Source organism: Thermococcus prieurii (assembly GCF_054657655.1).
The window spans coordinates 965,400-986,575 of record NZ_BAAHYH010000002.1 but is presented as its reverse complement, the minus strand read 5'-3'; the positions used below and the strand labels follow the sequence as shown (position 1 = coordinate 986,575).

Annotated in this window: 29 protein-coding genes; 13 read left to right on the top strand and 16 right to left on the bottom strand. The window is 56.8% G+C overall.

Features of this window, described 5'->3' with window-relative positions; all coding sequences use genetic code 11:
- Positions 1-16: 16 nt before the first annotated feature.
- The 6 genes from rrp42 to ACYQ04_RS08685 form a co-directional block, all read right to left on the bottom strand.
- Positions 17-835: an exosome complex protein Rrp42 gene (gene rrp42, locus ACYQ04_RS08710; protein ID WP_460128866.1), complete on the bottom strand. Its 819-nt coding sequence runs from the start codon at positions 833-835 to the stop codon at positions 17-19.
- Positions 828-1,577: an exosome complex exonuclease Rrp41 gene (gene rrp41 / locus ACYQ04_RS08705; RefSeq protein WP_167915255.1), complete on the bottom strand. Its 750-nt coding sequence runs from the start codon at positions 1,575-1,577 to the stop codon at positions 828-830. Before rrp41 ends, rrp42 begins: the two co-directional genes overlap by 8 nt.
- On the bottom strand, positions 1,561-2,334 hold the full coding sequence (gene rrp4 / locus ACYQ04_RS08700) for an exosome complex RNA-binding protein Rrp4 (protein WP_460128863.1): 774 nt from the start codon (positions 2,332-2,334) through the stop codon (positions 1,561-1,563). The genes rrp41 and rrp4 overlap by 17 nt, the downstream gene beginning before the upstream one ends.
- Positions 2,331-3,041, bottom strand: a complete 711-nt coding sequence (locus ACYQ04_RS08695; RefSeq protein WP_460128861.1) for a ribosome assembly factor SBDS — start codon at positions 3,039-3,041, stop codon at positions 2,331-2,333. The genes rrp4 and ACYQ04_RS08695 overlap by 4 nt, the downstream gene beginning before the upstream one ends.
- A gap of 11 nt (positions 3,042-3,052) precedes the next feature.
- Positions 3,053-3,835: an archaeal proteasome endopeptidase complex subunit alpha gene (psmA, locus tag ACYQ04_RS08690; protein WP_099209775.1), complete on the bottom strand. Its 783-nt coding sequence runs from the start codon at positions 3,833-3,835 to the stop codon at positions 3,053-3,055.
- A gap of 61 nt (positions 3,836-3,896) precedes the next feature.
- The gene (locus ACYQ04_RS08685) at positions 3,897-4,115 is read right to left on the bottom strand and encodes a hypothetical protein (RefSeq protein ID WP_460128859.1); all 219 of its coding nucleotides are present in this window, start codon (positions 4,113-4,115) and stop codon (positions 3,897-3,899) included.
- Between the two features lie 54 nt (positions 4,116-4,169).
- Here ACYQ04_RS08685 and ACYQ04_RS08680 point away from each other — a divergent pair, with 54 nt between their 5' ends.
- Positions 4,170-4,637, top strand: a complete 468-nt coding sequence (locus ACYQ04_RS08680; protein WP_460130104.1) for an HIT family protein — start codon at positions 4,170-4,172, stop codon at positions 4,635-4,637.
- Here ACYQ04_RS08680 and ACYQ04_RS08675 read toward each other — a convergent pair.
- Positions 4,609-4,896, bottom strand: a complete 288-nt coding sequence (locus tag ACYQ04_RS08675) for a hypothetical protein (protein ID WP_460128857.1) — start codon at positions 4,894-4,896, stop codon at positions 4,609-4,611. The two genes, ACYQ04_RS08680 and ACYQ04_RS08675, sit on opposite strands and share 29 nt — an antisense overlap.
- 115 nt (positions 4,897-5,011) lie before the next feature.
- Here ACYQ04_RS08675 and iorA point away from each other — a divergent pair, with 115 nt between their 5' ends.
- Positions 5,012-6,919, top strand: coding sequence for an indolepyruvate ferredoxin oxidoreductase subunit alpha (iorA, locus tag ACYQ04_RS08670; RefSeq protein WP_460128855.1), 1,908 nt, complete (start codon positions 5,012-5,014; stop codon positions 6,917-6,919).
- A 5-nt stretch (positions 6,920-6,924) separates the two neighbouring features.
- Here the strand turns inward: iorA and ACYQ04_RS08665 are convergent, their stop codons facing one another.
- Entirely contained in the window at positions 6,925-7,608 is a 684-nt protein-coding gene (locus ACYQ04_RS08665; protein ID WP_460128853.1) for a DUF4152 family protein, read from the bottom strand.
- Positions 7,609-7,672: 64 nt separating this feature from the next.
- On the opposite strand from ACYQ04_RS08665, the gene ACYQ04_RS08660 reads away from it, so the two are divergent.
- Positions 7,673-8,047, top strand: coding sequence for a hypothetical protein (locus ACYQ04_RS08660; RefSeq protein ID WP_460128851.1), 375 nt, complete (start codon positions 7,673-7,675; stop codon positions 8,045-8,047).
- Positions 8,048-8,053: 6 nt separating this feature from the next.
- On the opposite strand, the gene ACYQ04_RS08655 is transcribed toward ACYQ04_RS08660, so the two are convergent.
- Complete coding sequence (locus ACYQ04_RS08655; protein ID WP_460128849.1) at positions 8,054-8,371, bottom strand: hypothetical protein; 318 nt, start codon at positions 8,369-8,371, stop codon at positions 8,054-8,056.
- 46 nt (positions 8,372-8,417) lie between these two features.
- Here ACYQ04_RS08655 and ACYQ04_RS08650 point away from each other — a divergent pair, with 46 nt between their 5' ends.
- The gene (locus tag ACYQ04_RS08650; protein WP_460128847.1) at positions 8,418-9,455 is read left to right on the top strand and encodes an AI-2E family transporter; all 1,038 of its coding nucleotides are present in this window, start codon (positions 8,418-8,420) and stop codon (positions 9,453-9,455) included.
- Here the strand turns inward: ACYQ04_RS08650 and ACYQ04_RS08645 are convergent.
- Both ACYQ04_RS08645 and ACYQ04_RS08640 read right to left on the bottom strand, forming a co-directional pair.
- A complete protein-coding gene (locus ACYQ04_RS08645) occupies positions 9,391-9,927 on the bottom strand; it encodes a nicotinamidase (protein ID WP_460130102.1) in 537 nt (178 codons plus the stop codon). The genes ACYQ04_RS08650 and ACYQ04_RS08645 overlap by 65 nt on opposite strands.
- A 46-nt stretch (positions 9,928-9,973) precedes the next feature.
- A complete protein-coding gene (locus tag ACYQ04_RS08640; RefSeq protein WP_460130101.1) occupies positions 9,974-10,372 on the bottom strand; it encodes a DUF2240 family protein in 399 nt (132 codons plus the stop codon).
- A 51-nt stretch (positions 10,373-10,423) separates the two neighbouring features.
- Here ACYQ04_RS08640 and ACYQ04_RS08635 point away from each other — a divergent pair, with 51 nt between their 5' ends.
- Entirely contained in the window at positions 10,424-10,810 is a 387-nt protein-coding gene (locus ACYQ04_RS08635; RefSeq protein WP_460130100.1) for a PaaI family thioesterase, read from the top strand.
- On the opposite strand, the gene ACYQ04_RS08630 is transcribed toward ACYQ04_RS08635, so the two are convergent.
- Positions 10,780-11,595 (bottom strand): TrmB family transcriptional regulator, encoded by an 816-nt coding sequence (locus ACYQ04_RS08630; protein ID WP_460128845.1) that lies wholly within the window; start codon positions 11,593-11,595, stop codon positions 10,780-10,782. The genes ACYQ04_RS08635 and ACYQ04_RS08630 overlap by 31 nt on opposite strands.
- A gap of 82 nt (positions 11,596-11,677) precedes the next feature.
- Between ACYQ04_RS08630 and ACYQ04_RS08625 the strand changes: the two genes are divergently transcribed.
- From ACYQ04_RS08625 to ACYQ04_RS08605, 5 genes are all read left to right on the top strand, one after another.
- The gene (locus ACYQ04_RS08625; RefSeq protein WP_460130099.1) at positions 11,678-12,397 is read left to right on the top strand and encodes an ABC transporter ATP-binding protein; all 720 of its coding nucleotides are present in this window, start codon (positions 11,678-11,680) and stop codon (positions 12,395-12,397) included.
- Entirely contained in the window at positions 12,394-13,452 is a 1,059-nt protein-coding gene (locus tag ACYQ04_RS08620) for an ABC transporter permease (protein WP_460128843.1), read from the top strand. The genes ACYQ04_RS08625 and ACYQ04_RS08620 overlap by 4 nt, the downstream gene beginning before the upstream one ends.
- A 49-nt stretch (positions 13,453-13,501) precedes the next feature.
- The gene (locus ACYQ04_RS08615; RefSeq protein WP_460130097.1) at positions 13,502-13,789 is read left to right on the top strand and encodes a PadR family transcriptional regulator; all 288 of its coding nucleotides are present in this window, start codon (positions 13,502-13,504) and stop codon (positions 13,787-13,789) included.
- A gap of 2 nt (positions 13,790-13,791) precedes the next feature.
- Positions 13,792-14,961, top strand: coding sequence for an MFS transporter (locus ACYQ04_RS08610; RefSeq protein ID WP_460130095.1), 1,170 nt, complete (start codon positions 13,792-13,794; stop codon positions 14,959-14,961).
- Between the two features lie 87 nt (positions 14,962-15,048).
- Positions 15,049-16,035, top strand: coding sequence for an asparaginase (locus tag ACYQ04_RS08605; protein WP_460128841.1), 987 nt, complete (start codon positions 15,049-15,051; stop codon positions 16,033-16,035).
- On the opposite strand, the gene ACYQ04_RS08600 is transcribed toward ACYQ04_RS08605, so the two are convergent.
- Together ACYQ04_RS08600 and ACYQ04_RS08595 are read right to left on the bottom strand one after the other, a co-directional pair.
- Entirely contained in the window at positions 16,019-16,231 is a 213-nt protein-coding gene (locus ACYQ04_RS08600; RefSeq protein ID WP_460130093.1) for a hypothetical protein, read from the bottom strand. The genes ACYQ04_RS08605 and ACYQ04_RS08600 overlap by 17 nt on opposite strands.
- Before the next feature lie 40 nt (positions 16,232-16,271).
- The gene (locus tag ACYQ04_RS08595; protein WP_460130091.1) at positions 16,272-16,526 is read right to left on the bottom strand and encodes a hypothetical protein; all 255 of its coding nucleotides are present in this window, start codon (positions 16,524-16,526) and stop codon (positions 16,272-16,274) included.
- Between the two features lie 200 nt (positions 16,527-16,726).
- On the opposite strand from ACYQ04_RS08595, the gene ACYQ04_RS08590 reads away from it, so the two are divergent.
- Complete coding sequence (locus ACYQ04_RS08590; protein ID WP_099209795.1) at positions 16,727-17,458, top strand: helix-turn-helix domain-containing protein; 732 nt, start codon at positions 16,727-16,729, stop codon at positions 17,456-17,458.
- Here the strand turns inward: ACYQ04_RS08590 and ACYQ04_RS08585 are convergent.
- The gene (locus tag ACYQ04_RS08585) at positions 17,455-18,237 is read right to left on the bottom strand and encodes a 4-phosphopantoate--beta-alanine ligase (protein ID WP_460130089.1); all 783 of its coding nucleotides are present in this window, start codon (positions 18,235-18,237) and stop codon (positions 17,455-17,457) included. The two genes, ACYQ04_RS08590 and ACYQ04_RS08585, sit on opposite strands and share 4 nt — an antisense overlap.
- A gap of 188 nt (positions 18,238-18,425) precedes the next feature.
- On the opposite strand from ACYQ04_RS08585, the gene ACYQ04_RS08580 reads away from it, so the two are divergent.
- Both ACYQ04_RS08580 and gltA read left to right on the top strand, forming a co-directional pair.
- On the top strand, positions 18,426-19,277 hold the full coding sequence (locus tag ACYQ04_RS08580) for a sulfide/dihydroorotate dehydrogenase-like FAD/NAD-binding protein (RefSeq protein WP_460128839.1): 852 nt from the start codon (positions 18,426-18,428) through the stop codon (positions 19,275-19,277).
- The gene (gene gltA, locus ACYQ04_RS08575; protein ID WP_460128837.1) at positions 19,278-20,693 is read left to right on the top strand and encodes an NADPH-dependent glutamate synthase; all 1,416 of its coding nucleotides are present in this window, start codon (positions 19,278-19,280) and stop codon (positions 20,691-20,693) included.
- A 7-nt stretch (positions 20,694-20,700) separates the two neighbouring features.
- Here the strand turns inward: gltA and ACYQ04_RS08570 are convergent, their stop codons facing one another.
- Entirely contained in the window at positions 20,701-21,165 is a 465-nt protein-coding gene (locus ACYQ04_RS08570) for a hypothetical protein (protein WP_460128835.1), read from the bottom strand.
- Between the last annotated feature and the right edge of the window lie 11 nt (positions 21,166-21,176).

The following is a 21,176-nucleotide window of genomic DNA, read 5'->3' as shown; positions in this document are numbered from 1 at the left end:
GAAAAGAGGGAAAGGGTCAGGCCTTCTCAACGGCCTCGAGGACGATTTTTCTAAGTTCCTCGGCCTTCTTGAAGGCCGTGTCGACGGCGTACATGACTTCCTCGAGCTTAAAGCTTCCTCCCTCGCCCTTTTGGGCGGCCGAGATGTGGCCGTTCTCGTCGGTGGTTATCGTAATCCTGCCGTCCATGACGCGCTCCTCGTCGAGGTTCGGGTCTACTACCATCGTGCTGCCGATTTTCGCGAAGGTGACCGGTATCGGGACGCTCTTAACCGGCAGGGGCTCGTACTCGTCGAGTATCTTTACCTCTCCGCTCTCCTCGTCGTACTCAATCTTCGGAATCTTGGTGCTCATCAGGGCCGCTATGGCGCCTATTCCGCTCGCGTCGAGCAGGTTGCCGTCGTGGTCGAGGACGTGAACGTCGATGAAGATAACCCTGACGAGCTTGCCGGGAACGATGACGAGCTTCTCGAGCTCAACGGCCCCGCTCTCCCTTATTCCCCTGTCCACAACACGGGCAAGCTCGATGGCGTTCTCGTCCGGAGGACCGGGCTCGAAGGTCGGCGAGGCAAGGGGAACGAGCTCGACGTTGGTCGTCATGACTCCCTTCTCCGGCAAATCCGGGAACGGCTCGCCGAGGTCAACCTTTATTCCGACGAGGACCTGCGTGTTACCGAGCCTGACCCATGCAGAACCTTCGGCCTTCTCTATGACGTTGACCTTGACCTCGAGGTCGCGGTAGTCCTCAAAGGAGCGACCGTCAATCCTCTTGCCCTCCCTGAGGAGGTTTATGATGTGGTCGCGCATTATGCTGGCCATGACTTCCATCTCACTCATTGCCCGCCACCTCCTGCGCTATGCGGAGGTATTTTTCTTTGAGGGCCTCCCTCTGCTTCTGGTAAACCGCCTTGGCTCCCTTTATCGCGAGCTTCACTGCCTCGACGAACTCCTCCCTCGTCAGGTAGCCGTCCATCTGAAGGAGCGTTATGTCGTTCTTGAGGGGCATTATTGCAACGGGAACGTCCGCCTCACCGTAGTTGTCCTCGTCCTTGTTGAGGTCGAGGACTATCTCGCCGTCAATCTTTCCGGCGGCGCACGCGGCAACGAGGTCCCTCATTGGTATTCCGGCGTCCGCGAGGGCAAGCGAGGCCGCGGTTATTCCGGCAACCCTCGTTCCTGCGTCGGCCTGGAGGACCTCTATGAAAACGTCTATCGCCGTTCTCGGAAACATCTCGAGGATTAGGGCCGGCTCAAGCGCGCCCCTTATGACCTTGCTTATCTCGACGCTTCTCCTGTCCGGTCCGGGCTTTTTCCTTTCCTCAACGCTGAATGGCGCCATGTTGTAGCGGACGCGCAGAATTGCCCTGTCCGGCCTCTGGAGGTGCTTGGGATGAATCTCCCTTGGGCCGTAGACAGCGGCCATTATCTTGTTCTTGCCCCACTCGACGTAGGCCGAGCCGTCGGCGTTCTTGAGGATTCCAACTTCCATTTTAATGGGCCTAAGCTCGTACTTCTTCCTGCCGTCAACCCTTCTACCGTTCTCGTCGATGAGCTTTAAACCCTCAGGCCTGCCCATCATCTTTCTCACCTTCCTTTTCCTCAAGCTGGGGGATTTCCTCAATAACTCCCTGCTCCTTGAGCTCCCTGAGCCTCGAAAGCAGGTACTCCTTGACCCTGTCGGTCAGTCCCTGCGTGTGGCTCTCGCGGTCGACCTTGAGTATCGCCTCTATCGCGAGCTTCTCGAGCTCGTCGTTCTTTCCGCTCACCCAGACCCAGCCGTTCTGGCCCACTATGATTCTCGTTCTGGTGAGCTTCTTAATCATGTTAATCATCGAACCGCCCTTGCCGATGAGCCTCGGCACCTTGGAAGGCGTTATCGTGACGAGCTGTCCTCCCCTGAGCGGGCCACCCTTGAAGGGCATTCCCTTCGTTGTGAGGTCAATCTGGTTTATCTCGTTGAAGGCCTTCACCTTGGCGTAGATTATGTCGCCTATGTCGTAAATCTTCCTCAGGTCGGTCTTGAGCAGGTCTATGCGCTCCTCAACAGCGTCCTGAACGCGTAAATTGGCCTGGTACGGTGCCCCTATGTCAACGGTCCAGTTGGAGAACTTGACGTCCACTATCTTTCCGAGGACGTTGTCCCCGACCTCTGGAATGTAGGGCCCTTCAAGCGGAATGACCCTTATGAGGTCTCCCCTTATCTCGACGAGTCCTATCACCGTTGAGTAAATCCTGTTGCCTTCCCTGAAGGTTCCCCTTCCGTTCTTAAACGGTCCCTGGGCCAGCAAAGTGCCCGGGACCACCAGTTCCCTTGGTTTTACAAAAATCCGCCTCATAGTCCCTTCCTCTCTACAAGTTTAGTAAGAGCGGTGCCCTTCGTCAGGGCGTTGAGCTTCTCATAAAACTCCTCCTCGATTCCTCCGGGAATCTCGATGAGGAACATCCACGAGCCGTCGCTGGCCCACTCCTCGCGCTTTATCGTTCCGAACTTTCTAACCTCACCGTAGGCTCTTCCAACGTAGTCGCTCGGTATCTTCACCGCTATGACCTTGACCTCGAGCTTTATCGGGAGCAAAGGTCTAATCGCCTTGATGACCTTCGGAACCTGCGCCTCCGCGTCCTTGAAAAGGTCAACGTGGACTCCGGCCTCTTCCATTGCCTTCAGGATTCTGTCAACGGGGTGAGGATAGCCGGTCCTCGGGTCAACCGCGTGTCTGTGGATTATCGTCGCTATGTAGCGCTTCTTCTCCTCGAGCATCTGCCTCCTCTGCTCCGCGGTGAGCTGGACCTCGCCCTTCTGGAGGATTATTTTGGCCACCTCATAGGGGTCGCTGGTTCCGAAGATTTTCTCCATCTCGTGCTCGCTCGCCTTGTCGCCCTTGTGGGCGTCCTTGAAAACGTAAGGAGTTGCGAGGATTTCCTCTATGGGAACCTCCTTGCCCTCCTTGAAGTCCCTCGCGAGGTAGGGGTCAACGAGTATCTCGAAGGTCTCGCCGTGCGTCTTCAGACGGGCGATTACCGCTTTGTCAACGCTAATGGGCATCGCCCGTCACCTCAGTAGTTCTGGTCGAGTTCTGAATAGTCCTCGGCCTTCTCCTCAACCTCTTCCTCTTTAATCTCCTCCAGGACCTCGTTGAGGTACTTCTCAAGCTCTTCCCTTGGGAGCTTCTTCCAGCGCTTGTCCTCGGTGGTTATGTAGGCCACCTCTATCGAGTCGGCGGTTGGCTCTTCGAGGGTCTTGGACAGGGCGAGTATTGCAAGCTTTATGGCACCGTCCCTGTCGAGGTTCTCGTCGTAGTGCTCTTCGAAGATGGCCATCGCCACGTTCCTTCCGCTTCCTATCGCTACCGCCTTCCACTCGAAGTAGGCACCGCTCGGGTCGGTCTCGTAGAGCTCGGGCTTCTCGTTAACGCCCGCCATGAGCAAAGCGGCACCGAAGGGCCTCACACCGCCGTACTGGGTGTGGGCCTGCTTGAGGTCGCAGATTTTCTTCACCAGAACGGTGAGCGGAACGGGTTCGCCGTAGGTGAGGCGGTAAATCTGGGCCTCCAGCCTGGCCCTGTCAACGAGAACCCTTGCGTCAGCGATGATACCACTCGGAGCGGCCGCTATGTGGTCGTCAATCTGGAAAATCTTCTCGTAGCTCCTCGGCTCAATGAGCCTGCTCGTGATTCTCTTCTCAACGGCCAAAACGACTCCGTCCTTCCACTTAACTCCTACAGCCGTTGCGCCTCTTTTTACAGCTTCCCTCGCGTAGTTTACCTGAAACAGCCTTCCGTCCGGGCTGAAAACGGTTATCGCCCGGTCGTAGCCGGCCTGCGGTGGTACAAACGCCATTCTACATCACCCCTGTTTCTCACTCCTTTTCGATAGTTGCCGGGTTTTCTATTAAGCTTTTCTATCCTCCCCGGAAGGCTATAATCGCCATCTTCCTCGCGGTTCTCTTCGCCATCTCGAGCGGTATGAAAGCCAGCGCGAAGACGACGAGACCGATGTAGAGGGACGCCTTTCCGATGGGCTTGAATATCAGCAACGCAAAGCCGAGCAGGAGCAACAGCAGTCCAACCGAGAGGAATTTTTTGTGGAGTTTCTGGAGCGATTCAAGCGACTCCTCCATGCCACCACCGGGAGCTTTTTTAGGCGGGAGGATTTTAAGCCTTTGGTGTTGCCGATGGAGTGCCCCTTCTGCAGACCGCCGAGGGAACAGCTCCTCTACGAGGATAGCCTAACAAGAATCCTGCTCGACGCTTACCCGGCCAGCAGGGGACACCTCCTCGTCGTTCCAAGGAGACATGTCGAGCGCTGGGAAGATTTGACGAGAGAAGAAAAGCTCGCCCTGATACGGGGCATGGAGCTTGCGATGGAAGTCCTACGGGAGACGCTGAAGCCGGACGCCTTCAACGTCGGCATGAACCTCGGAAAGGAAGCCGGTCAAACCGTCCCCCACCTGCACCTCCACGTCATTCCGCGCTGGAGGGGCGACAGCAAAAACCCGAGGGGAGGAGTTAGAAAGGCCGTCCTCGATTTAGAGGACGAGAACTTAAGTTTGAAGGAGCGGTGGGTGAAGAACCGGCTGGACGGGGAAGAGAGGAAAGCCCTCCAAGAGGCCTTCAGTAAACGTGGCTCTCGCTCTCCCTGAGGAGTTCGAGGGTCTTCAGGAGTCTCTCAACTTCTTCCCTCGGGTAATGCTCCTCGACGTCGCTCTCAGGGTCGAGTTTCTCAAGCTCTGCCCTGAGCTTTTCCAGGTCCTTCAAATCCTCCTGAATCTCGACGGCCCTCTGGGCGAACTCGTAGCTCGTGTATGGGCTCTCAAAAATCCTTTGCTGGTTTGTCACGAGAGCTATCCTGAGGTGGCCTATCGTTTCCTCCAAAAGCTCGAGAAGTTCTTTGACCTTCATGAATCTTCCTCTACGTCACGGTATATAAGCCTTGGTTCGAAAATCTTTCGAAATCCCTGCCTGGCTGGTGAAGGCAGAGTTTTAACCTCCTGCGTCAATCCACTACGGTGGTGACATGGAGGCGGTTAAGGCTTACCCTTCTGATTCGGCCGAGGTGAAAGGTGAGAGGCGAGAGAAGAAGCTTCTCATGGGAAACGAGGCGATAGCCTACGGCGCCCTTGAGAGCGGTGTCGTTTTCGCCACAGGCTACCCCGGAACGCCTTCAACCGAGGTCATTGAGACGATAGCGAGGCTCAAGCCTGAAGTTTTTGCCGAGTGGGCGCCCAACGAGAAGGTCGCCCTTGAGGAAGCCGCTGGAGTTGCCTACACGGGCTTGAGGGCGCTCGTGACCATGAAGTGCGTCGGTTTGAACGTGGCGGCGGACCCACTTATGAGCCTCGCTTACTCCGGTGTTGAAGGCGGTCTCGTAATCCTCGTGGCGGACGACCCGGGACCGCATACCTCTCAAACGGAGCAGGACGACCGCTATTATGGAAAGCTCTCGCTCCTCCCCGTCCTTGAACCTACTGACCCGCAGGAGGCCCACGACCTGATTAAGTACGCCTACGAGCTGAGCGAGCGCTATAAGGTCCCCGTCATCTTCAGGACAACGACTAGGGTTAACCACACAACCGCCGACGTGGAGGTCGGCGAGTTCATCGAGCTCGATAGAAAGCCCGTCTTCAAGAAGGACATCGAGCGCTACGTGCGCGCGAGCATGGAAGGCAACAGGAAGAGGCATAAATGGCTCAACGAGACCCTGGCGAAGATTGAGGAGGAGTTCAACTCGATGCCCTTCAACTGGGTCGAGGGGGACGGTAGAATCGGAATAATCGTCGAGGGCGCGCCCTACAACTACGTGAAGGAGGTTCTTCCGAAAATCGGGGAGGACTTCAAGGTTCTCAAGCTCTCAACGCCCCACCCGCTCCCGAGGAAGCTCGTCGTTGATTTCCTCAAAACCGTTGATTTCGCGATTGTAATCGAGGACGGCGCGCCGTTCCTCGAGGAGGAAGTCAAGATAGCCGCTTACGAGGCCGGCTTGAACGTTCCGATATACGGCAAGAGAACCGGCCATCTGCCCCTTGAGGGCGAACTAACCCCGAGCCTCGTCAGAAACGCCCTCCTCAGGCTAATCGGTGAAAGCGAGGAAACCTACGAGAAGCCGGAGGAGGTAAAGCTCGCCGAAAGCCTCGCCCCGAAGAGACCGCCGGTAATGTGCCCCGGCTGTCCGCACAGGGGAAGCTATAGGGCCGCTTTAGATGCCCTCAGAGACCTCAAGCTCGGTCGCTATTCTGTCCCGATACACGGCGACATAGGCTGTTATGCCCTATCACTCCTCCCACCGCTCGAGGCCATCTGGACTGAATACGTCATGGGCGCGAGCATTAGTTTAGCGAATGGCCAGAGCGTGGTAATGGACAAGAAGATAATCGCGACAATCGGTGACTCAACGTTCTTCCACAACGGAATTCAGCCCCTCGTTGATGCCGTCTACAAGAACCTGAACGTTCTGGTGATGATACTCGACAACAGGACGACTGCAATGACCGGCCACCAGCCTCATCCGGGAACCGGTGGAAGTGAAACCGGCAGGAAGTTCAACGAGATTGACATCGAGGCCCTGGTCAAGGCGCTTGGCGTCAAGTACGTCAAGACCGTCGACCCATACGACCTCAAGGCCACGAGGGAGGCTATAAAGGAGGCCATGAATGTGGAAGGGCCGGCCGTCATAATAGCGAAGCGCGAGTGCGTCATTCCGGTAATAAGGCGCGGTGAGATAGGTGAGATACCGCTCGTCGTCGAGGACAAGTGCACCGGCTGTAAGGCGTGCATACTCCTGACCGGCTGTCCGGCGCTCGTCTACGACCCGGAGACCAACAAGGTGCGCATAGACAGCCTGCTCTGTACGGGCTGCGGCGTCTGCAACCAGACGTGCCCCTTCGACGCCATAAAGTTCCCGAGCGAACTGGAGAAGGGGGCTTAACCCCCTCACTCCCTCCAAACCTCAAGAACCATGAAGCGCCTCACGAGCGGGTTTGGATACAGCTCCCAGCTGATTCCCTCTGTTTCTGCTTCAATTTCCCCGAAGAGACCGCCCTCGCGCGGGTCGAGGCTTTCTCCGTAGATTTTTCCGGGCCTTATCTCGACTTTCATGTAGCGCGGGAGGCCGACGATGGCTTTCCTTTCCTTCCTCGCGTACTCGATGGCCCACTTCGCCGTGTACAAGCCAGCGTAGATTTCCGCTATTCTAACCGGGACGCTCGACTTGCCGATGGCGATTATCTCTATCCCCGTCTCCTCCCAGAACTTCTTCGCCAGCGGCTGGAGGTCCTTCGCGAGGTCTTTCCATACCTCCTTTCCGCGGTCGGTTATCGTTAAGGCATCAATGGTCGGCTCGTCGAGCTTTCTCACCTCTATCCCGCCGATTGTCGAGTCGAGATGGATAACGTCCGGTTTGACCTCCCTTGCAAGCTCCACCGCGAGGAACGCCTCGTCCCTGATGGCCTGCCTTCCGCTCATGTCGTAGTCGAAGGGGTCCGCGTAGCGAACCCTGCTGAGCGTCGCGGTTCTGTAGGGCTTCTCAACCAGCACCGCCGCCGTTGCAATGAGTCCTATCGGCTCGTAGTCCTCCGTTAGTAGGGCTCCACCCGTGTCGGCTGAAACAATCCTCATGGCAACCACCGTTAACGACCAATTACCGATATACTCTCAAGTTCAAATACGTATGGTGAGACCGATGGAGAGGACAGTTTATGAAGCTTTGGGAAAGTACGTTGACAGCTTATCAAACTCCCTGTACCTTGGGACGACCAAGGGCAGGGTTTACCTTGAGGGCGAGCCCGTAACTCCGGGGGAGATAAGGCTCTCACTCTTCTTCTCCGGAAAATCAATAGAGATAAGCTCCCTGTGGGGCAGGGAAAAGCACGGAGCGCTCTACTTGAGGGGTTCTCCAAAGGTTCGCTTCCGCTCTGGAAAGATTGAGCTGCTCTTCCTTACGAGACTGGGTCACGTTCTCGTCCAGCTTAGGGCGGGCAGGGGCTTTGCCAGAGTTCTCGCGAACACTGCCTCCCAGTGTAGCGGAGGTATAGGCTCCCTCTGGGTCAGGGGCTGAGTCTCGTCACCGCTCGGAACTCGGCAAACTCATCATCCCCTTCAGTTCTTCCAGCTCCTCCCTTAAAGCTCTTGCCGTTTCCTCACTTCCCGTGAGGGAGGAATACTTTCTCAGGGCCTCCTCGAGCTCAGGCCATTTTCCGAGGAAACCTCCGAGCCTCTCGGCCGGAACGAGCATTCCGGTTTCCCTGTAAACCACCAGCGCGCCGAGCGTTTTTAGGGCGTCGAGAAGGGCCTCAAAAGCCTCACCGTATCTGCCCTCGTTCATCAGCCTCTCGCCTCTCTCAAGGTATGAGCTGAACCTCTCAACCAGCGCCTCCTCCATACGACCACCGGCGGGTTTTTATAGTCGGGGCTAATAAACCCTTGGGATGAAGGCCGAGGAACTCGTATGGGGCGCGGTCGTAGCAATAATCCTCTACGTAACCTGGAGGGTAGTCAATCCACTCGTGACGCCCATATTCTTCGGGTTCGTTCTGGCCTACGCCTCATATCCACTTCAGCGCAGGCTCTCCGTGCGGCTCGGAAGGAAGCGCTCCGCCCTCGTGATAAGCCTTTCAATGCTCGTCTTTGGCGGAGCACTGACGCTGGAACTCCTCCTCGTCTCGGTTCAGGTCCTCATGTCATTCTACGAGGGCATCGTGAACGTCTTCAACTGGCTCCTGACCCTTCCTCTTCCTCCGGATGTCCTCAACTTCCTCCAGCACTTCCAGGACCAGGCCGTCCCCAAGATAGCCGATTACCTCTCAAGGCAGGCGTTCTCCCTGCCTTCCTACCTCCTCCAGCTCTTCGTCTTCTTCTTCACCTACTACTACGCCCTCGCCTACGGGGAGGAAATCCGGGCCCAGATATACGCCCTCCTGCCCGAGAAGAACCGCGAACTCGGCGAAGAAATCTTGCGGAGCGTGAACAAAACCCTCTCCGCCCTCGTTAGGGCATGGCTCCTCCTCAACGTGGCCAAGGGAATCCTGATGACACTCGGCTTCATAATCTTCCGCGTTTCAGACCTCTACACGGCCATAGTCGCCGGTTTCCTGACGTTCGCCTTTTCCTTCGTCCCCCTCTTCGAGGGCTGGATGATTTGGCTCGCGGCGGCGATATACTTTGCGGTCAAAGGCGCTTATCTACACGCCCTCGGAATAGCTCTCTACGGCTTCTTCCTCGTCTCCCCAATGCCCGACTACACGATAAGGCCCATGCTCGTGGCGAGAGACACGGAGCTCGACGAGACCCTCGTGTTCATAGGAATGATTGGAGGAACCTGGGCGATGGGGCTGAAGGGCCTTATAATAGGGCCAATCGTTTTAAACCTGCTCCTCGTCCTACTAAAAGAATGGAAAAGGCTCACAGAATCTTCACGCCAGCCTTCTCAAGCTCCTCAAGAGCTTTCTTCTCGTCCTTCAGGTTGATGCCCTTTACCGCGTCGCTCAGGAGATAGACCTCGAAGCCGTGCTTCACGGCGTCTAATGCCGTTGCCCTGACGCAGTACTCCGTCGCGACACCGCAGACGTAAACCCTCTTAACGCCCTTCTCTCTGAGTATCTCTGCCAGGTTCGTTCCCTCGAAGCCGGAGTAGGCTTCCTTGTCCGGTTCGGTGGCCTTGGAGATTATCACCGCGTCCTCGGGTAGCTCGACAACGAACTCCGCCCCCTCGGTTCCCTGAACGCAGTGCTTCGGCCACGGCCCGCCCTGTTCCTTGAAGCTGATGTGGTTTTCCGGGTGCCAGTCGCGCGTCGCCACTATCAGCGCTCCCTTCTCCCCGAACTTCCTGATGTACTCGTTGACCTTCGGAATTATCTTGTCGCCCTCGGGAACCGGCAACGCTCCGCCGGGCATGAAATCCCTCTGCATGTCCACGACGATGAGGGCCTCCTCGGGCATGGGCTTCACCAATTACAGAATCGGGGTGGAGGTTAATAAGGGTTAATCAGACGTCAATCCTGTCCCTGAACTTCGACATGTCAACGCCCTTCTCAAGGCCGAAGAGGTAAGCTAAAATCCGCTCGTCCAGGTCGCCGTAGCGCTCGCGCAGTGCCTTTATCCCCTCCATCACCTCAAGCTCGCTCCACCCGAGGGTCCTCGCTATATGAACAACCATCTCCCCGAGCAGGTTTTCAGGCTTCTCGGCCTCTTCAAGGGCCTCAATCCTCGCGTGGAGCTTTCCCTCGCGCTCCTCCAGGAGACCTTCCTTAATCCACTCCTCTATCAGCTCCTTTGCCTCACTAACCGAAAAGCGCCGCAGGCGAAAGCTCAGGATTCCGACCAGCTCGCTCCTCGTGAACTCGGTTGAGCCCTTGACCTGGACTGCCTCCTCCAGCGGGTGCATAGGCATCAAGCTTTTTATGCCGAGGGGATAGATAAACTTTTGGTGTGGGAAATGGAGCAGAGGACGCACAGGCTTACCTCTGGGAGACTCGTCGGAAGGCCGCTGAAAATCGAGCCCGGGAAAGCCGAGGTCGAGCTTTTAACCACTGAGGAGATGGCGGTTGATGAGTACGGCCTCGTTCACGGCGGCTTTACCTTTGGACTGGCAGACTACGCGGCTATGCTCGCCGTGAACGAGCCGACCGTCGTCCTCGGAAAGGCCGAGGTTAAGTTCCTCAAGCCCGTTAAGGCCGGTGAAAGGCTGATAGCTAAGGCCGAGGTAATCGAAGACCTTGGGCGTAAAAAGATTGTCAAAGCCGAGGTTTTCAACGAGAAAAACGAGAAGGTCTTCGAGGGAACGTTCCACTGCTACGTCCTTGAAAGGCACGTGCTTGAATAGCCGTCCAGCTTCCTGAGGTAGTACTCCACGACCTCCCTCTGGATTACGGGGATGAAGGGTATTTTCACGAGGATGCCCTTGATTCCGCCTTCCTCGTAGACGAGGAGAGACTCCCGGGAGTCCCTGACGAAGAGGCCTTTCACGACGTAGCGCTCCCCTGTGGAGAAGAGGGCCCTTGCAACTGCCTCCATGAAGTCCCTCGGCTCACCTTCGAGGACCTTTGAGAGGGGGAGGTAGTAAACATCTCCCAGTTCCTCAAGTCTGCTCTCACGGAAGGCCTTCCTCGTGAGTATGAGGATTTTTGGAGTTATTCCTCTCTCCTTCGCCCTCTCAAAGGCCCTCCTGAACTTCAGGACGAGGGCAGGTTCCATAAACGTCGCCACGAACTCTTCTTTGGTTTCTTCAGCGAGCTCCTCGGCGCGGCTCCTAACGCTCCACTCACCCTGGAGGTACCACACGGGGAGCCACTCCTCCTGCCTGTCCCTCTGGCGGCTCTTGAGCATTATTATCGCCTCCTCCGCTGAGCGAATGTAGTCGTCCCTGAGCGACGCTATCACCTTCTCGGGCTCAACCGCCCTGAAGTACGCCGGACTGCCCTCGCTGACCTCAACGAAGCCCCTCTCGTGGAGCCTCTTCAGGACGTCGTAGACCCTGGGCCTCGGGACGCCGCTCTCTTTGGCTATCTCGCTCGCCTTCGCGGGCCCGGTGATGACGAGGGCCGCATAGACCCTCGCCTCGTACTCCTTCAGACCAAGCCTCATCAGCCTCTCAACGAGCTCCTCCATGGGACCACCCTTTAAAATTTGTAACTCTTTCAGTTACAACATCCTTATATCCCTTTTCCCGGAGGTGAACCCGGTGGTGGCGATGCCCGCCCTCGTTGTTAAGGAGCTCAGGAAGAGCTACGGGGACTTTGAGGCCGTCAGGGGGCTCTCCTTCGAGGTTGAACGGGGAGAGATATTCGGTCTCATCGGGCCGAACGGGGCAGGAAAGACGACAACGATAAAGACAATAGTCGGGCTTCTGAAGCCGGATTCCGGCGAAATCGAACTTTTAGGCAGGAAAATGCCGGACAAAGAAGTTTTGGCCAGGGTCGGCTACATGCCGCAGGAGCTGGCCCTCTACCTGAACCTCACCATCGAGGAGAACCTGTGGTTCTACTCCCGCCTCTACGACATCCCCCGAGAGGAGTTCGAGAGGAAGAAGGAGGAGGTGCTGAGGTTCGTGGGGCTTGAGAAGTTTCGGGAGAGGCTTGTCGCAGAGCTCAGCGGCGGGATGCAGAGGAGGGCCTCCCTCGCCTGCGCGCTGGTGCACGAACCCGAGTTCCTAATCCTCGATGAACCCACCGTGGGGGTTGACCCAGGGCTGAGGGCAAGCTTCTGGAGGTACTTCCGCGAGCTGACAGACGAGGGTGCTTCAATCCTTATAACGACGCACTACATGGACGAGGCCGTGAACTGCGACCGCGTTGCGATTGTGATTGCCGGAAGGGTCCTCGTCACGGCGACTCCTGAGGAGATTATGGAGGAGACGGGCTCGGCAACGCTCGAAGAGGCCGTTCTAAAGCTCACGGGGGTGAAAGGATGAACTCGGGAAGGGTTTTGGCCGTGGCAAGGAGGAGCCTGCTGGAGCTGAGGCACGATAAGAGGCTCCTGAGCTACGCCCTAATCACGCCGATTGTCCTCATGGTGCTCTTCGGCCTGGCCTTCGGCGGCCACGTCCACGACGTTAAGGTGGTCGTCGTCAACGACGACGGAAGCTTCGGTTCCGAGTTCATTGGGAACCTCAACGCGAGCACGTTCTCTGTTTCGAGGGCGGAAACCCTGGGGGACGCCTTGAAAGAGCTGAGAGAGGGGAAGTGCTGGGCCGTCATCTACTTCCCGGAAAATCCCGGGGAAATCAGGGTCTACCTCGACAGGAGCAACACCTACATAGCCGACGCCGTCGTTTCGGGCATCAACGGTGCGCTCATGAGGACCCTCGAGGAAAACGGCCTCAGACTGCCGGTCAGGGTCAGCTACAATGCCGTGTACGGAAGGAACGCCAAGTTCATGGACACGTTCCTGCCGGGGGTCATGTCGCTCGCGGTGTTCCTAATCTCGACGGTGCTCTCAATCCTGTCCTTCATAGGTGAGAGGAACCTCGGAACGCTCGATAGGGCCCTGGCGAGCCCATTGAGTGAGGGGGAGGTAGTCCTTGGCTACTCGATAGCTTCGGGTGTAATAGGGACAATCCAGGCGGCGATAATGCTCGCCATAGCGGTCTTCGGCTTCGGAGTGAACGTTGAGGGGAGCCTCCTCTTGGCCTTCGCCCTCGTAGCGCTCTTGGCAATCGTCGGCGTCAACCTCGGGATACTCCTCTCCAACCTCGCCCGGAACGAGGCGCAGGCGGTCCAGTTCGTCCCGATGATAGTCGTCCCCACGTTTCTGCTGTCGGGCATCTTCTGGCCGGTGGAGGCCATACCGAAGTACCTCCGGCCGTTCTCCTATCTGCTCCCCCCGACGTACGCGGTGGATTCCCTCAGGTCGGTCATGATTCGCGGCTGGGGGCTTGATAAGATACGGGGTGACGTGGCAGTTCTTCTCGGCTTTGGGGTCCTCTTCCTCGGCCTGGCGGTGCTCAACATGAAGCGCCGCCGCTGAGCCAAAATTTTTTATACCCAAATATCGCATCTCGATATCGGTGTTCGATATGAAGTACCGCGACTTCTTAGCTCTCCACGTCCTCCACCACGCGAGGGAAGGCGTCACAGGCAGCTTCATGATGGAAGAACTTAGGAGGCACGGTTACAGACTCAGTCCCGGCACGATTTATCCCCTCCTCCACGAGCTCGAGCTGAAGGGCCTTCTCACGAGCAGGGAAGAAGTCCGGAACGGGAGGAGGGTCAGGGTTTACACGATAACGGAAAATGGCCTTAGGGCCCTTGAAGAGGGAAAAGAAAAGCTGAGGGAGCTCTGTGAGGAGCTTCTGGAGGAATGAAGATGGATGAGAAAGAAAAGAGGGTCTTCGGAATCAGCTGGAACGTCTTTCTCCTCGGCATCGTCAGCTTCCTCAACGACATGAGCAGCGAGATGATAGCGCCGATAGTTCCTGCTTACCTGACCGAGGTTCTCAAAGTCGGGAAGCTCGCTGGCGGTTCGATAATGGGCCTCATCGAGAGCGCGAGTTCGCTCTTCAAGGTCCTCTTCGGCTACTTCAGCGACCGTTTTAGAAAGCGTAAGGCCTTCGTGTTCACAGGCTACGCGCTCTCGACGCTCTCCAAGGGTCTGCTTGCCTTCTCGCGCGGTCCGCTCGACTTCCTCGCGCTTAGACTGCTCGACAGAACTGGGAAGGGAATACGAACGGCCCCGCGCGACGCGCTCATTGCCGAATCGAGCAACGGAAAAACCGGAAAGTCCTTCGGCTTTCACAGGATGATGGACACCCTTGGGGCCGTCGCAGGTCCTCTCGTGGCGGTTCTGCTAATCGGGCTCCTCTCATACCTGCCGAGGGAAACCCTCTACCGGAGGATTTTCCTCCTCTCCGCCGTCCCCGGTCTTCTGTCGCTCCTCATAATAGCGCTCTTCGTCGGGGACAGGGGCGGGGAAGTTAAGAGGAAGATAGCCGCCGTCTCGTCGCTGAGGAGCCGTTCCCTTCAGCTCTTCCTCGCGGTCGTTGCCATCGGAACCCTCGGAAGGTACAGCTACGCCTTCACCCTCTGGAAGGCCGAGGAGCTCGGCTACACGGTTCTTCAGGGCTCCGCCTTCTACGCGCTCTTCAACCTCATCTACGCCCTCTCAGCCTACCCGATAGGCGTTTACTCGGACAGGGTGAGCAAGAAAGCCCTAATCGGCGTTGGCTTCCTCCTCTCGGCCCTTGCAAGCCTGTGCTTTGCCTTCGCGAGGGACCTGGCGGTTCTTCTCCTCGCCTTCGTCCTCTACGGCCTCTACATGGCGGTGATTGACACGGTTCCGAGGGCGTACATGGCTGAGCTGGCAGGGGAGGGCGAGAAGGGAACTGTTATAGGTGCCTACCACACTGTGGTTGGAGTATTCGCCTTTCCTGCCTCGCTGATTGCCGGCTACCTCTGGAGCGCCTACTCGTTAACCTACAGCTTCCTCTTCGCTTCCGCCATGGCCTTCCTGGCCTTCGTCCTGCTCCAGTTCGATTGACATTTTGTCAATTTTTTCTGTCCTTTTTTGTTCATTCCCAGTCAAAAAGACTAAAAACTGTGGGGCATACTCGGCACGGTGGTGGGAGTGAGGATTCTAATAATCGGCACCGGCGGGACGATAGCGAGCGCGAAGACCGAGAAGGGTTACAAAGCCACGCTGAGCGTCGGCGAGATACTGGAGCTGGCCGGAATAAGGGGCGACGGCGTTGAGATAGAGGCGAAGGACATACTCAACCTCGACAGCACGCTGATTCAGCCCGAGGACTGGATAACGATTGGAAAGGCCGTTTTTGAGAGCCTGAACGACTACGATGGAATCGTCATAACCCACGGAACAGATACGCTCGCCTACACCTCCTCGGCTTTAAGTTTCATGCTGAGGAACGTTCCGATTCCTGTAGTTCTGACGGGCTCGATGCTCCCCATAACGGAACCCAACAGCGACGCGCCGAGGAACCTGAAAACGGCCCTAACCTTCGCGATGAAGGGCTTTCCCGGGATATACGTCGCCTTCATGGACAAGATAATGCTCGGCACGCGCGTTTCGAAGGTGCACTCCCTTGGCTTGAACGCCTTCCAGAGCATAAACTATCCCGACATCGCCTACGTCAAAGGCGAGGAAGTCGTTGTACGGCACAGGCCTGAGCTCCCGGCCCGGGAGCCGTCCTTCGACCCGAGGATAGACCCGAACGTTGCCTACCTTCGCCTAACGCCGGGCCTTTCTCCGGAGGTCTTTCTCGCGGTTGCGGAGAGGGTTCACGGCATAGTTCTTGAAGGCTACGGCGCCGGGGGAATTCCCTACCGCGGGCGGAACCTCCTCGAGGCCGTTTCAAAGGTCGCCCGCGAAAAACCCGTGGTCATGACGACGCAGGCCCTCTACGGTGGCGTTGATTTGACGCGCTACGAAGTTGGCAGGAGGGCCCTCGAGGCCGGCGTTATTCCGGCTGGAGACATGACGAAAGAAGCAACGCTCGTCAAGCTCATGTACACCCTCGGCAGGACGAGGGAGGTTGAAGAAGTGAGGAGGATAATGGAGAAAAACCTCGCCGGGGAGCTCAGCTCAGCTTTTTGAGCTCCTCGTCGCCTATTATGAGCGGTCTCTCTGCCTCTATGACGTAGCTCAGCTTCCACTCAACCTCTCCCTTGTTCATGAGCTCGGCGTAGCGCTTTGCCTTCTCCTCCGCCTCCTCAAGCGAGGAAGCCTCGACTATTCTCCTGACGTACCACTTTCTGTCTCCAAATCTGAGCTTGAACTCGGCCATGAACATGGGCATCACCATGGAAAATTGATGTGGCGGTATAAAAAATCTAAGGTTCAGCAGCCAGATATTTCCCGTCCCGTTCAAACGCCTCGAAGACCTTTCCTCCTTCTTTCGTTTTCAGCTCGACTAGGACCTTTTTGGGAACCTGTTCGACATCAACCTCAACCCTCTGATTGCTCAGGACTTGAATGAACGCATCACCGAGTCTCTCAAATTCGAAAACAAGGTTTTCGTCTTCCCATTTAGTACTGCGGAAGTTCACTCCGCCCATTCTAAAAGTTACCTCAAGAACTACCTTCAAAGCTTTCACCAGGATAAATAGTGGAGGGGGGTTAAAAGGGTTTCCTCGACAATGCGGTACTGGCCGTTACATTTTTCTTTTGAAAGCCTCGCCCTTTAGGGCGGGGAGGAGGTCAGAGGGACCTCGGAGTAAAGCACTAGCCTTAAGATGCTTTCAGCAATTGCCGAAAGGCTTATAACCCATTACGGGTAGTAACGTTCATGCTGGAGAAAGAGAAGGAAGCGCTCGCAAAGCGTATTGCAGGTGAGATAACACTCTCTTCTGACCCCGGAAAGACTATGCGGAAGTGGCGTGAAATCTTTGGAATAAGCCAAACTGAGCTGGCCGAGCATCTAGGGGTTTCTTCCTCGGTTATCAGCGATTACGAGGGGGGAAGACGAAAGAGCCCCGGTGCCTCCACGATAAGGAAGTTCGTTGAGGCCCTCCTGGAGATAGACGAAAAGCGCGGCGGGAACGTCATCAAGGCCTTCAGCAAAACGATAGAGGGCGAGCTCCCCACCAGTGCAATCCTCGACATAAGGGAGTTTGCAATTCCAGTAAAGATTTCGGACGTCGTCGAGGCCGTTCGGGGAGAGGTCGTTGCCAATCCACATCTCCTCGACAGACGCATCTACGGCTACACCGTCGTTGACAGCATAAGAGCCATCCTTGAGATGAGCAGTGAGGAGTTCCTCAAGCTCTACGGCTGGACTACGGAAAGGGCCCTCGTCTTCACGAAGGTGACTACCGGGAGAAGCCCTATGATAGCCGTTCGCGTTCAGGGGTTGAAGCCGGCTGTGATAATCCTCCACGGCGTCGAGAGACTTGATGAGCTGGCGGTCAAGCTTGCGGAGCGCGAAGGTGTTCCCCTCGTTGTGTCAAAGGCATCGGGAGAAACCGAACTTATAAACTCCCTCAGAAAACTTGTTGAAAAAACGGAAAAGGAATTTTAAATCTCCTTCTTCCTCCATACTCCCCCTTCCGCGAGCTTGGTTAGCCTGTCCCTTATGTGCACTAGAACGTCGCTCAGCGTTTTCCCGTTGTCGTATGACTCCACAATTCTCTCAAGCTCTTCCCTCGGAAGGTCCTTCATCTCGTTCGCCAGCTCTATCATCCTCGGATACGCCCTGACGATGTTATCGACTATCGTCACGTCCGCCATCCTCGCGCTCCTCGAGAGGGGGTTCAGGTCAACCGTAACCACGAACTTGCCCATCCTCACGAGCGCCTCCGTCCTGTCGCCGTCCTCGAGCGGGACGAGAACGACGTCGGCTCTCCAGATGCCGTTTTCGTCGACCTTCCCGCGCTCGTGCTCAAGGCCCGGAATCCTCTTCGTCGGGTTTATCCCGAGTATTTCCATCTCAGGGTCGTACTTCCGGAGCTCCCTCTCTATGGCCCTAACGCGCTCCTCGGTCCGGTAGAAGAGGTTTATCTCGAGCCTCGCGTTGAGGGTCTTCGCCAGCTCAATCGTCTCCTTTGGAACGAGCGCCGCGACGTTGCCGTTCACCGAGATTACGGGCCACTCCGCAAGTAGGAACTTGGCAACCGCCGCCCTCATAGCCCTTTCAGCCGGCTCTATCGTCTTCTCCCCGATGAGGTAGTCAAAGGCCTCCCCACGTCCGTGGGCGATTAGACCTGCTTTGGCAGTCATTCCCTTCTCCATACCCTCGATGATTTTCTCGCGGTAGTAAAGGCTCCAGTAGCGTGGATGGCTCTTGGGAATCTTGACCATTCCAACCACCGGGGGCTTTTCTCCCGAACCCTAATAAACCTGTCCCAACCTGCCCCACAGAAAAAGCCGGCTCGTTCCTCCTTTTGGCCTGAAAAGGGTTCTAAACCTTTGGTTCAAGAAAACCGTATAAACCCTTGGTTCAGAACGTTTGGTGAACAAAAGTGTTCCCGTGAACGGGGGTGTTCATCTTGGGGTACAAGATTACCGCGAAGGAGGACCTGAGTCCGATAGACTATTTCGTCGAAGTGGAGGCCCCTCACGTCGCCAGGGCCTGGAAACCGGGCCAGTTCGTGGTGTTCATCCTCCACGAGAGGGGCGAAAGGGTTCCGATGTCCGTCTACAAGGCGGAGGATGGAAAGGTGGGGATGTTCATAAGGAAGCTCGGAAAGACAAGCCTTCAGCTCTACCATGAGTACAAGCCCGGAGACGAGCTCTGGAGCTTTGTTGGGCCTCTTGGAAAGCCGATTAAGGTCAAGGACTACGGCAGGGTGGCCTTTGTTTCAGATGCGGTCTGCGGTCAGGCCGAGAACTACGCGACGCTCAAGGCGATGCGCGAGGCCGGTAACTACACGATTTCCGTCCAGACCTTTGAGGACAGGGAGAGGGTCTACCCGATGCGCTTCCTCGCGAGGGAAGTGGCGGACGAGTACTACCTTACAACCCTCGACGGTTCGGTAGGCATAAAGGGCCACTACCTCGACGTCGTGAAGGAGCTCATCGAGAAGGACAAGGTCGACATAATCTTCGCCGGCGGAAAGCTCGGCTCTCTCGCCAAGCTCGCAGAGCTCACGAGGCCCTACGGAATCCCAACATACGCAACGGTGAGGCAGATTATGGTGGACGGAACCGGCATGTGCGGTTCGTGCAGGGTCCTCTACGACGGGGAAGTAAAGTTCGCCTGCAGGGACGGGCCGGTCTTCGACGCCCACAAGATTGACTGGGAGGACGCGATTAGGAGGAACGCGGAGCGCTTTGCAGAGCAGGAGAGGCTTGCCAAGGAGCGCTATCTTGAATATCTCCGCGCCAAGGGGGTGATTTGAATGCCGAAGCTCATCAAGGAGAGGGTTCCAACCCCTGAGAGGCCCGTTGAGGAGAGGGTTAAGGACTTCGGTGAGGTTAACCTCGGTTACACCTTCGAACTTGCCGTTAAGGAAGCTGAGCGCTGTCTTCAGTGTCCCGAGAACTACGCGCCCTGTATAAAGGGCTGTCCGGTCCACATCAACATTCCTGCCTTCATAGCCAAGATTAAGGAGGGCGACATCAAGGGCGCCCTGAGGATAATCTGGAACGACAACACGCTCCCGGCTATAACCGGTCGCGTCTGCCCGCAGGAGGACCAGTGTGAGGGTGCATGTGTCGTCGGAAAAGTGGGCCAGGCGGTAAACATCGGAAAGCTTGAGCGCTTCGTTGCCGATTACGCGAGGAAGCATGGCATAGAGGAGGAGCTCCTCTGCGAGTTCGAGGAGAAGTGCACCGGGGAGCTTGGAAAGGTGGCCGTCGTGGGAGCAGGACCAGCGGGCCTGACCTGCGCTGGCGAGCTCGCGAAGATGGGCTACAAGGTGACAGTCTTCGAGGCCCTCCACAAGCCCGGTGGAGTCCTCATCTACGGAATCCCCGAGTTCAGGCTTCCGAAGGAGATACTCGACCACGAGCTGGCCAAGCTCAAGCGCCTTGGAGTCGAGATAAAGACGGACCACGTCGTTGGAAAGACGGTCACCCTTGAAGAGCTTCTCCAGGAGTACGACGCCGTCTTCATAGGAACCGGCGCAGGAACGCCGAAGCTCCTCAACATTCCGGGAATCCTGCTCGACAGGATTTACTCGGCCAACGAGTTCCTCACGAGGATTAACCTGATGAAGGCCTATGAGTTCCCCGAGTACGACACGCCGATAGCCGTCGGGAAGAAGGTAATCGTCATCGGCGCCGGAAACACTGCAATGGACGCGGCGCGCTCCGCACTGAGGCTTGGTTGCGACGTGACGATAGCATACAGGCGTGGCGAGGAGGACGTGACGGCGAGGATTGAGGAAGTCGAACACGCGAAGGAGGAGGGCGTGAAGTTCCTTTACTTCGTCCAGCCGGTTGAGTTCATCGGCGACGAGAAGGGCAAGGTTAAAGCTGTAAAGTTCGAGAAGATGGAGCCGCTGGAGGAGAGGGACTCAAGGGGGAAGAGAAAGATACGGCCGACCGGCGAGTACGTCACCGTCGAGGCCGACACGGTGATAATAGCAATCGGCCTTGAACCCAACAGGATTATCAGCGAGGAAGCCGGGATAAAGACCAACCCCAACGGGACGCTCGTCGTCGATGAGAACCTCATGACGAGCGTTCCCGGAGTCTTCGCCGGCGGAGACGCGATAAGGGGAGAGGCGACTGTTATCCTCGCGATGGGCGACGGAAAGAAGGCGGCGAAGGCGATAGACGAGTACATCAGGGCGAAGAAAGCCAGCGCATGACTTCTCTTCACCATTCCCTTTTTCTTGAGCCGAAGAAGAGGCCCTTTTTGAGGTAGTCCATGAACTCACTGTTTATGAAGATTTTAGCGAACTCCATCGTCTCTTCCGGCGAGAGCCACTCTATGTCCTCGGGGACCCCTTCAACCCAGAGGTACACGAGCTCGTTCTCCTTCCTCGCTATGAGCAGGGTGAAGATTTTAACGCCGAGCTCCTGCGCGAGCTTGACCTCCCTTCCAACGAGGGACGTGAACTTCCCGAGGGGGGCTACCGCTACGAGGTACTCGGCTTCCTTAATCCTGTCGCTCGTGTCCCTCATGCCGTACTTCGAGGGCACGAGGATGTTGTTGGAGTTCAGCTTCTCCTCAATGATTTCGAGGATTGCCTTCTCTGTTTTTGTGTGGTAGAGGAAGGTGGGCTCCGTCAGGTAAACGAAGGGCCCGTAGGTTTTCTTCCTCCTCAAAAAGCCCAGCATTGGACCACCTC

Coding starts and splice junctions, on each gene's coding strand:
- rrp42 (WP_460128866.1), bottom strand. CDS start 835: ATGAGTGAGATGGAAGTCATGGCCAGCATAATGCGCGACCACATCATA.
- rrp41 (WP_167915255.1), bottom strand. CDS start 1,577: ATGATGGGCAGGCCTGAGGGTTTAAAGCTCATCGACGAGAACGGTAGA.
- rrp4 (WP_460128863.1), bottom strand. CDS start 2,334: ATGAGGCGGATTTTTGTAAAACCAAGGGAACTGGTGGTCCCGGGCACT.
- ACYQ04_RS08695 (WP_460128861.1), bottom strand. CDS start 3,041: ATGCCCATTAGCGTTGACAAAGCGGTAATCGCCCGTCTGAAGACGCAC.
- psmA (WP_099209775.1), bottom strand. CDS start 3,835: ATGGCGTTTGTACCACCGCAGGCCGGCTACGACCGGGCGATAACCGTT.
- ACYQ04_RS08685 (WP_460128859.1), bottom strand. CDS start 4,115: ATGGAGGAGTCGCTTGAATCGCTCCAGAAACTCCACAAAAAATTCCTC.
- ACYQ04_RS08680 (WP_460130104.1), top strand. CDS start 4,170: ATGGAGTGCCCCTTCTGCAGACCGCCGAGGGAACAGCTCCTCTACGAG.
- ACYQ04_RS08675 (WP_460128857.1), bottom strand. CDS start 4,896: ATGAAGGTCAAAGAACTTCTCGAGCTTTTGGAGGAAACGATAGGCCAC.
- iorA (WP_460128855.1), top strand. CDS start 5,012: ATGGAGGCGGTTAAGGCTTACCCTTCTGATTCGGCCGAGGTGAAAGGT.
- ACYQ04_RS08665 (WP_460128853.1), bottom strand. CDS start 7,608: ATGAGGATTGTTTCAGCCGACACGGGTGGAGCCCTACTAACGGAGGAC.
- ACYQ04_RS08660 (WP_460128851.1), top strand. CDS start 7,673: ATGGAGAGGACAGTTTATGAAGCTTTGGGAAAGTACGTTGACAGCTTA.
- ACYQ04_RS08655 (WP_460128849.1), bottom strand. CDS start 8,371: ATGGAGGAGGCGCTGGTTGAGAGGTTCAGCTCATACCTTGAGAGAGGC.
- ACYQ04_RS08650 (WP_460128847.1), top strand. CDS start 8,418: ATGAAGGCCGAGGAACTCGTATGGGGCGCGGTCGTAGCAATAATCCTC.
- ACYQ04_RS08645 (WP_460130102.1), bottom strand. CDS start 9,927: ATGCCCGAGGAGGCCCTCATCGTCGTGGACATGCAGAGGGATTTCATG.
- ACYQ04_RS08640 (WP_460130101.1), bottom strand. CDS start 10,372: ATGCACCCGCTGGAGGAGGCAGTCCAGGTCAAGGGCTCAACCGAGTTC.
- ACYQ04_RS08635 (WP_460130100.1), top strand. CDS start 10,424: ATGGAGCAGAGGACGCACAGGCTTACCTCTGGGAGACTCGTCGGAAGG.
- ACYQ04_RS08630 (WP_460128845.1), bottom strand. CDS start 11,595: ATGGAGGAGCTCGTTGAGAGGCTGATGAGGCTTGGTCTGAAGGAGTAC.
- ACYQ04_RS08625 (WP_460130099.1), top strand. CDS start 11,678: ATGCCCGCCCTCGTTGTTAAGGAGCTCAGGAAGAGCTACGGGGACTTT.
- ACYQ04_RS08620 (WP_460128843.1), top strand. CDS start 12,394: ATGAACTCGGGAAGGGTTTTGGCCGTGGCAAGGAGGAGCCTGCTGGAG.
- ACYQ04_RS08615 (WP_460130097.1), top strand. CDS start 13,502: ATGAAGTACCGCGACTTCTTAGCTCTCCACGTCCTCCACCACGCGAGG.
- ACYQ04_RS08610 (WP_460130095.1), top strand. CDS start 13,792: ATGGATGAGAAAGAAAAGAGGGTCTTCGGAATCAGCTGGAACGTCTTT.
- ACYQ04_RS08600 (WP_460130093.1), bottom strand. CDS start 16,231: ATGTTCATGGCCGAGTTCAAGCTCAGATTTGGAGACAGAAAGTGGTAC.
- ACYQ04_RS08590 (WP_099209795.1), top strand. CDS start 16,727: ATGCTGGAGAAAGAGAAGGAAGCGCTCGCAAAGCGTATTGCAGGTGAG.
- ACYQ04_RS08585 (WP_460130089.1), bottom strand. CDS start 18,237: ATGGTCAAGATTCCCAAGAGCCATCCACGCTACTGGAGCCTTTACTAC.
- gltA (WP_460128837.1), top strand. CDS start 19,278: ATGCCGAAGCTCATCAAGGAGAGGGTTCCAACCCCTGAGAGGCCCGTT.
- ACYQ04_RS08570 (WP_460128835.1), bottom strand. CDS start 21,165: ATGCTGGGCTTTTTGAGGAGGAAGAAAACCTACGGGCCCTTCGTTTAC.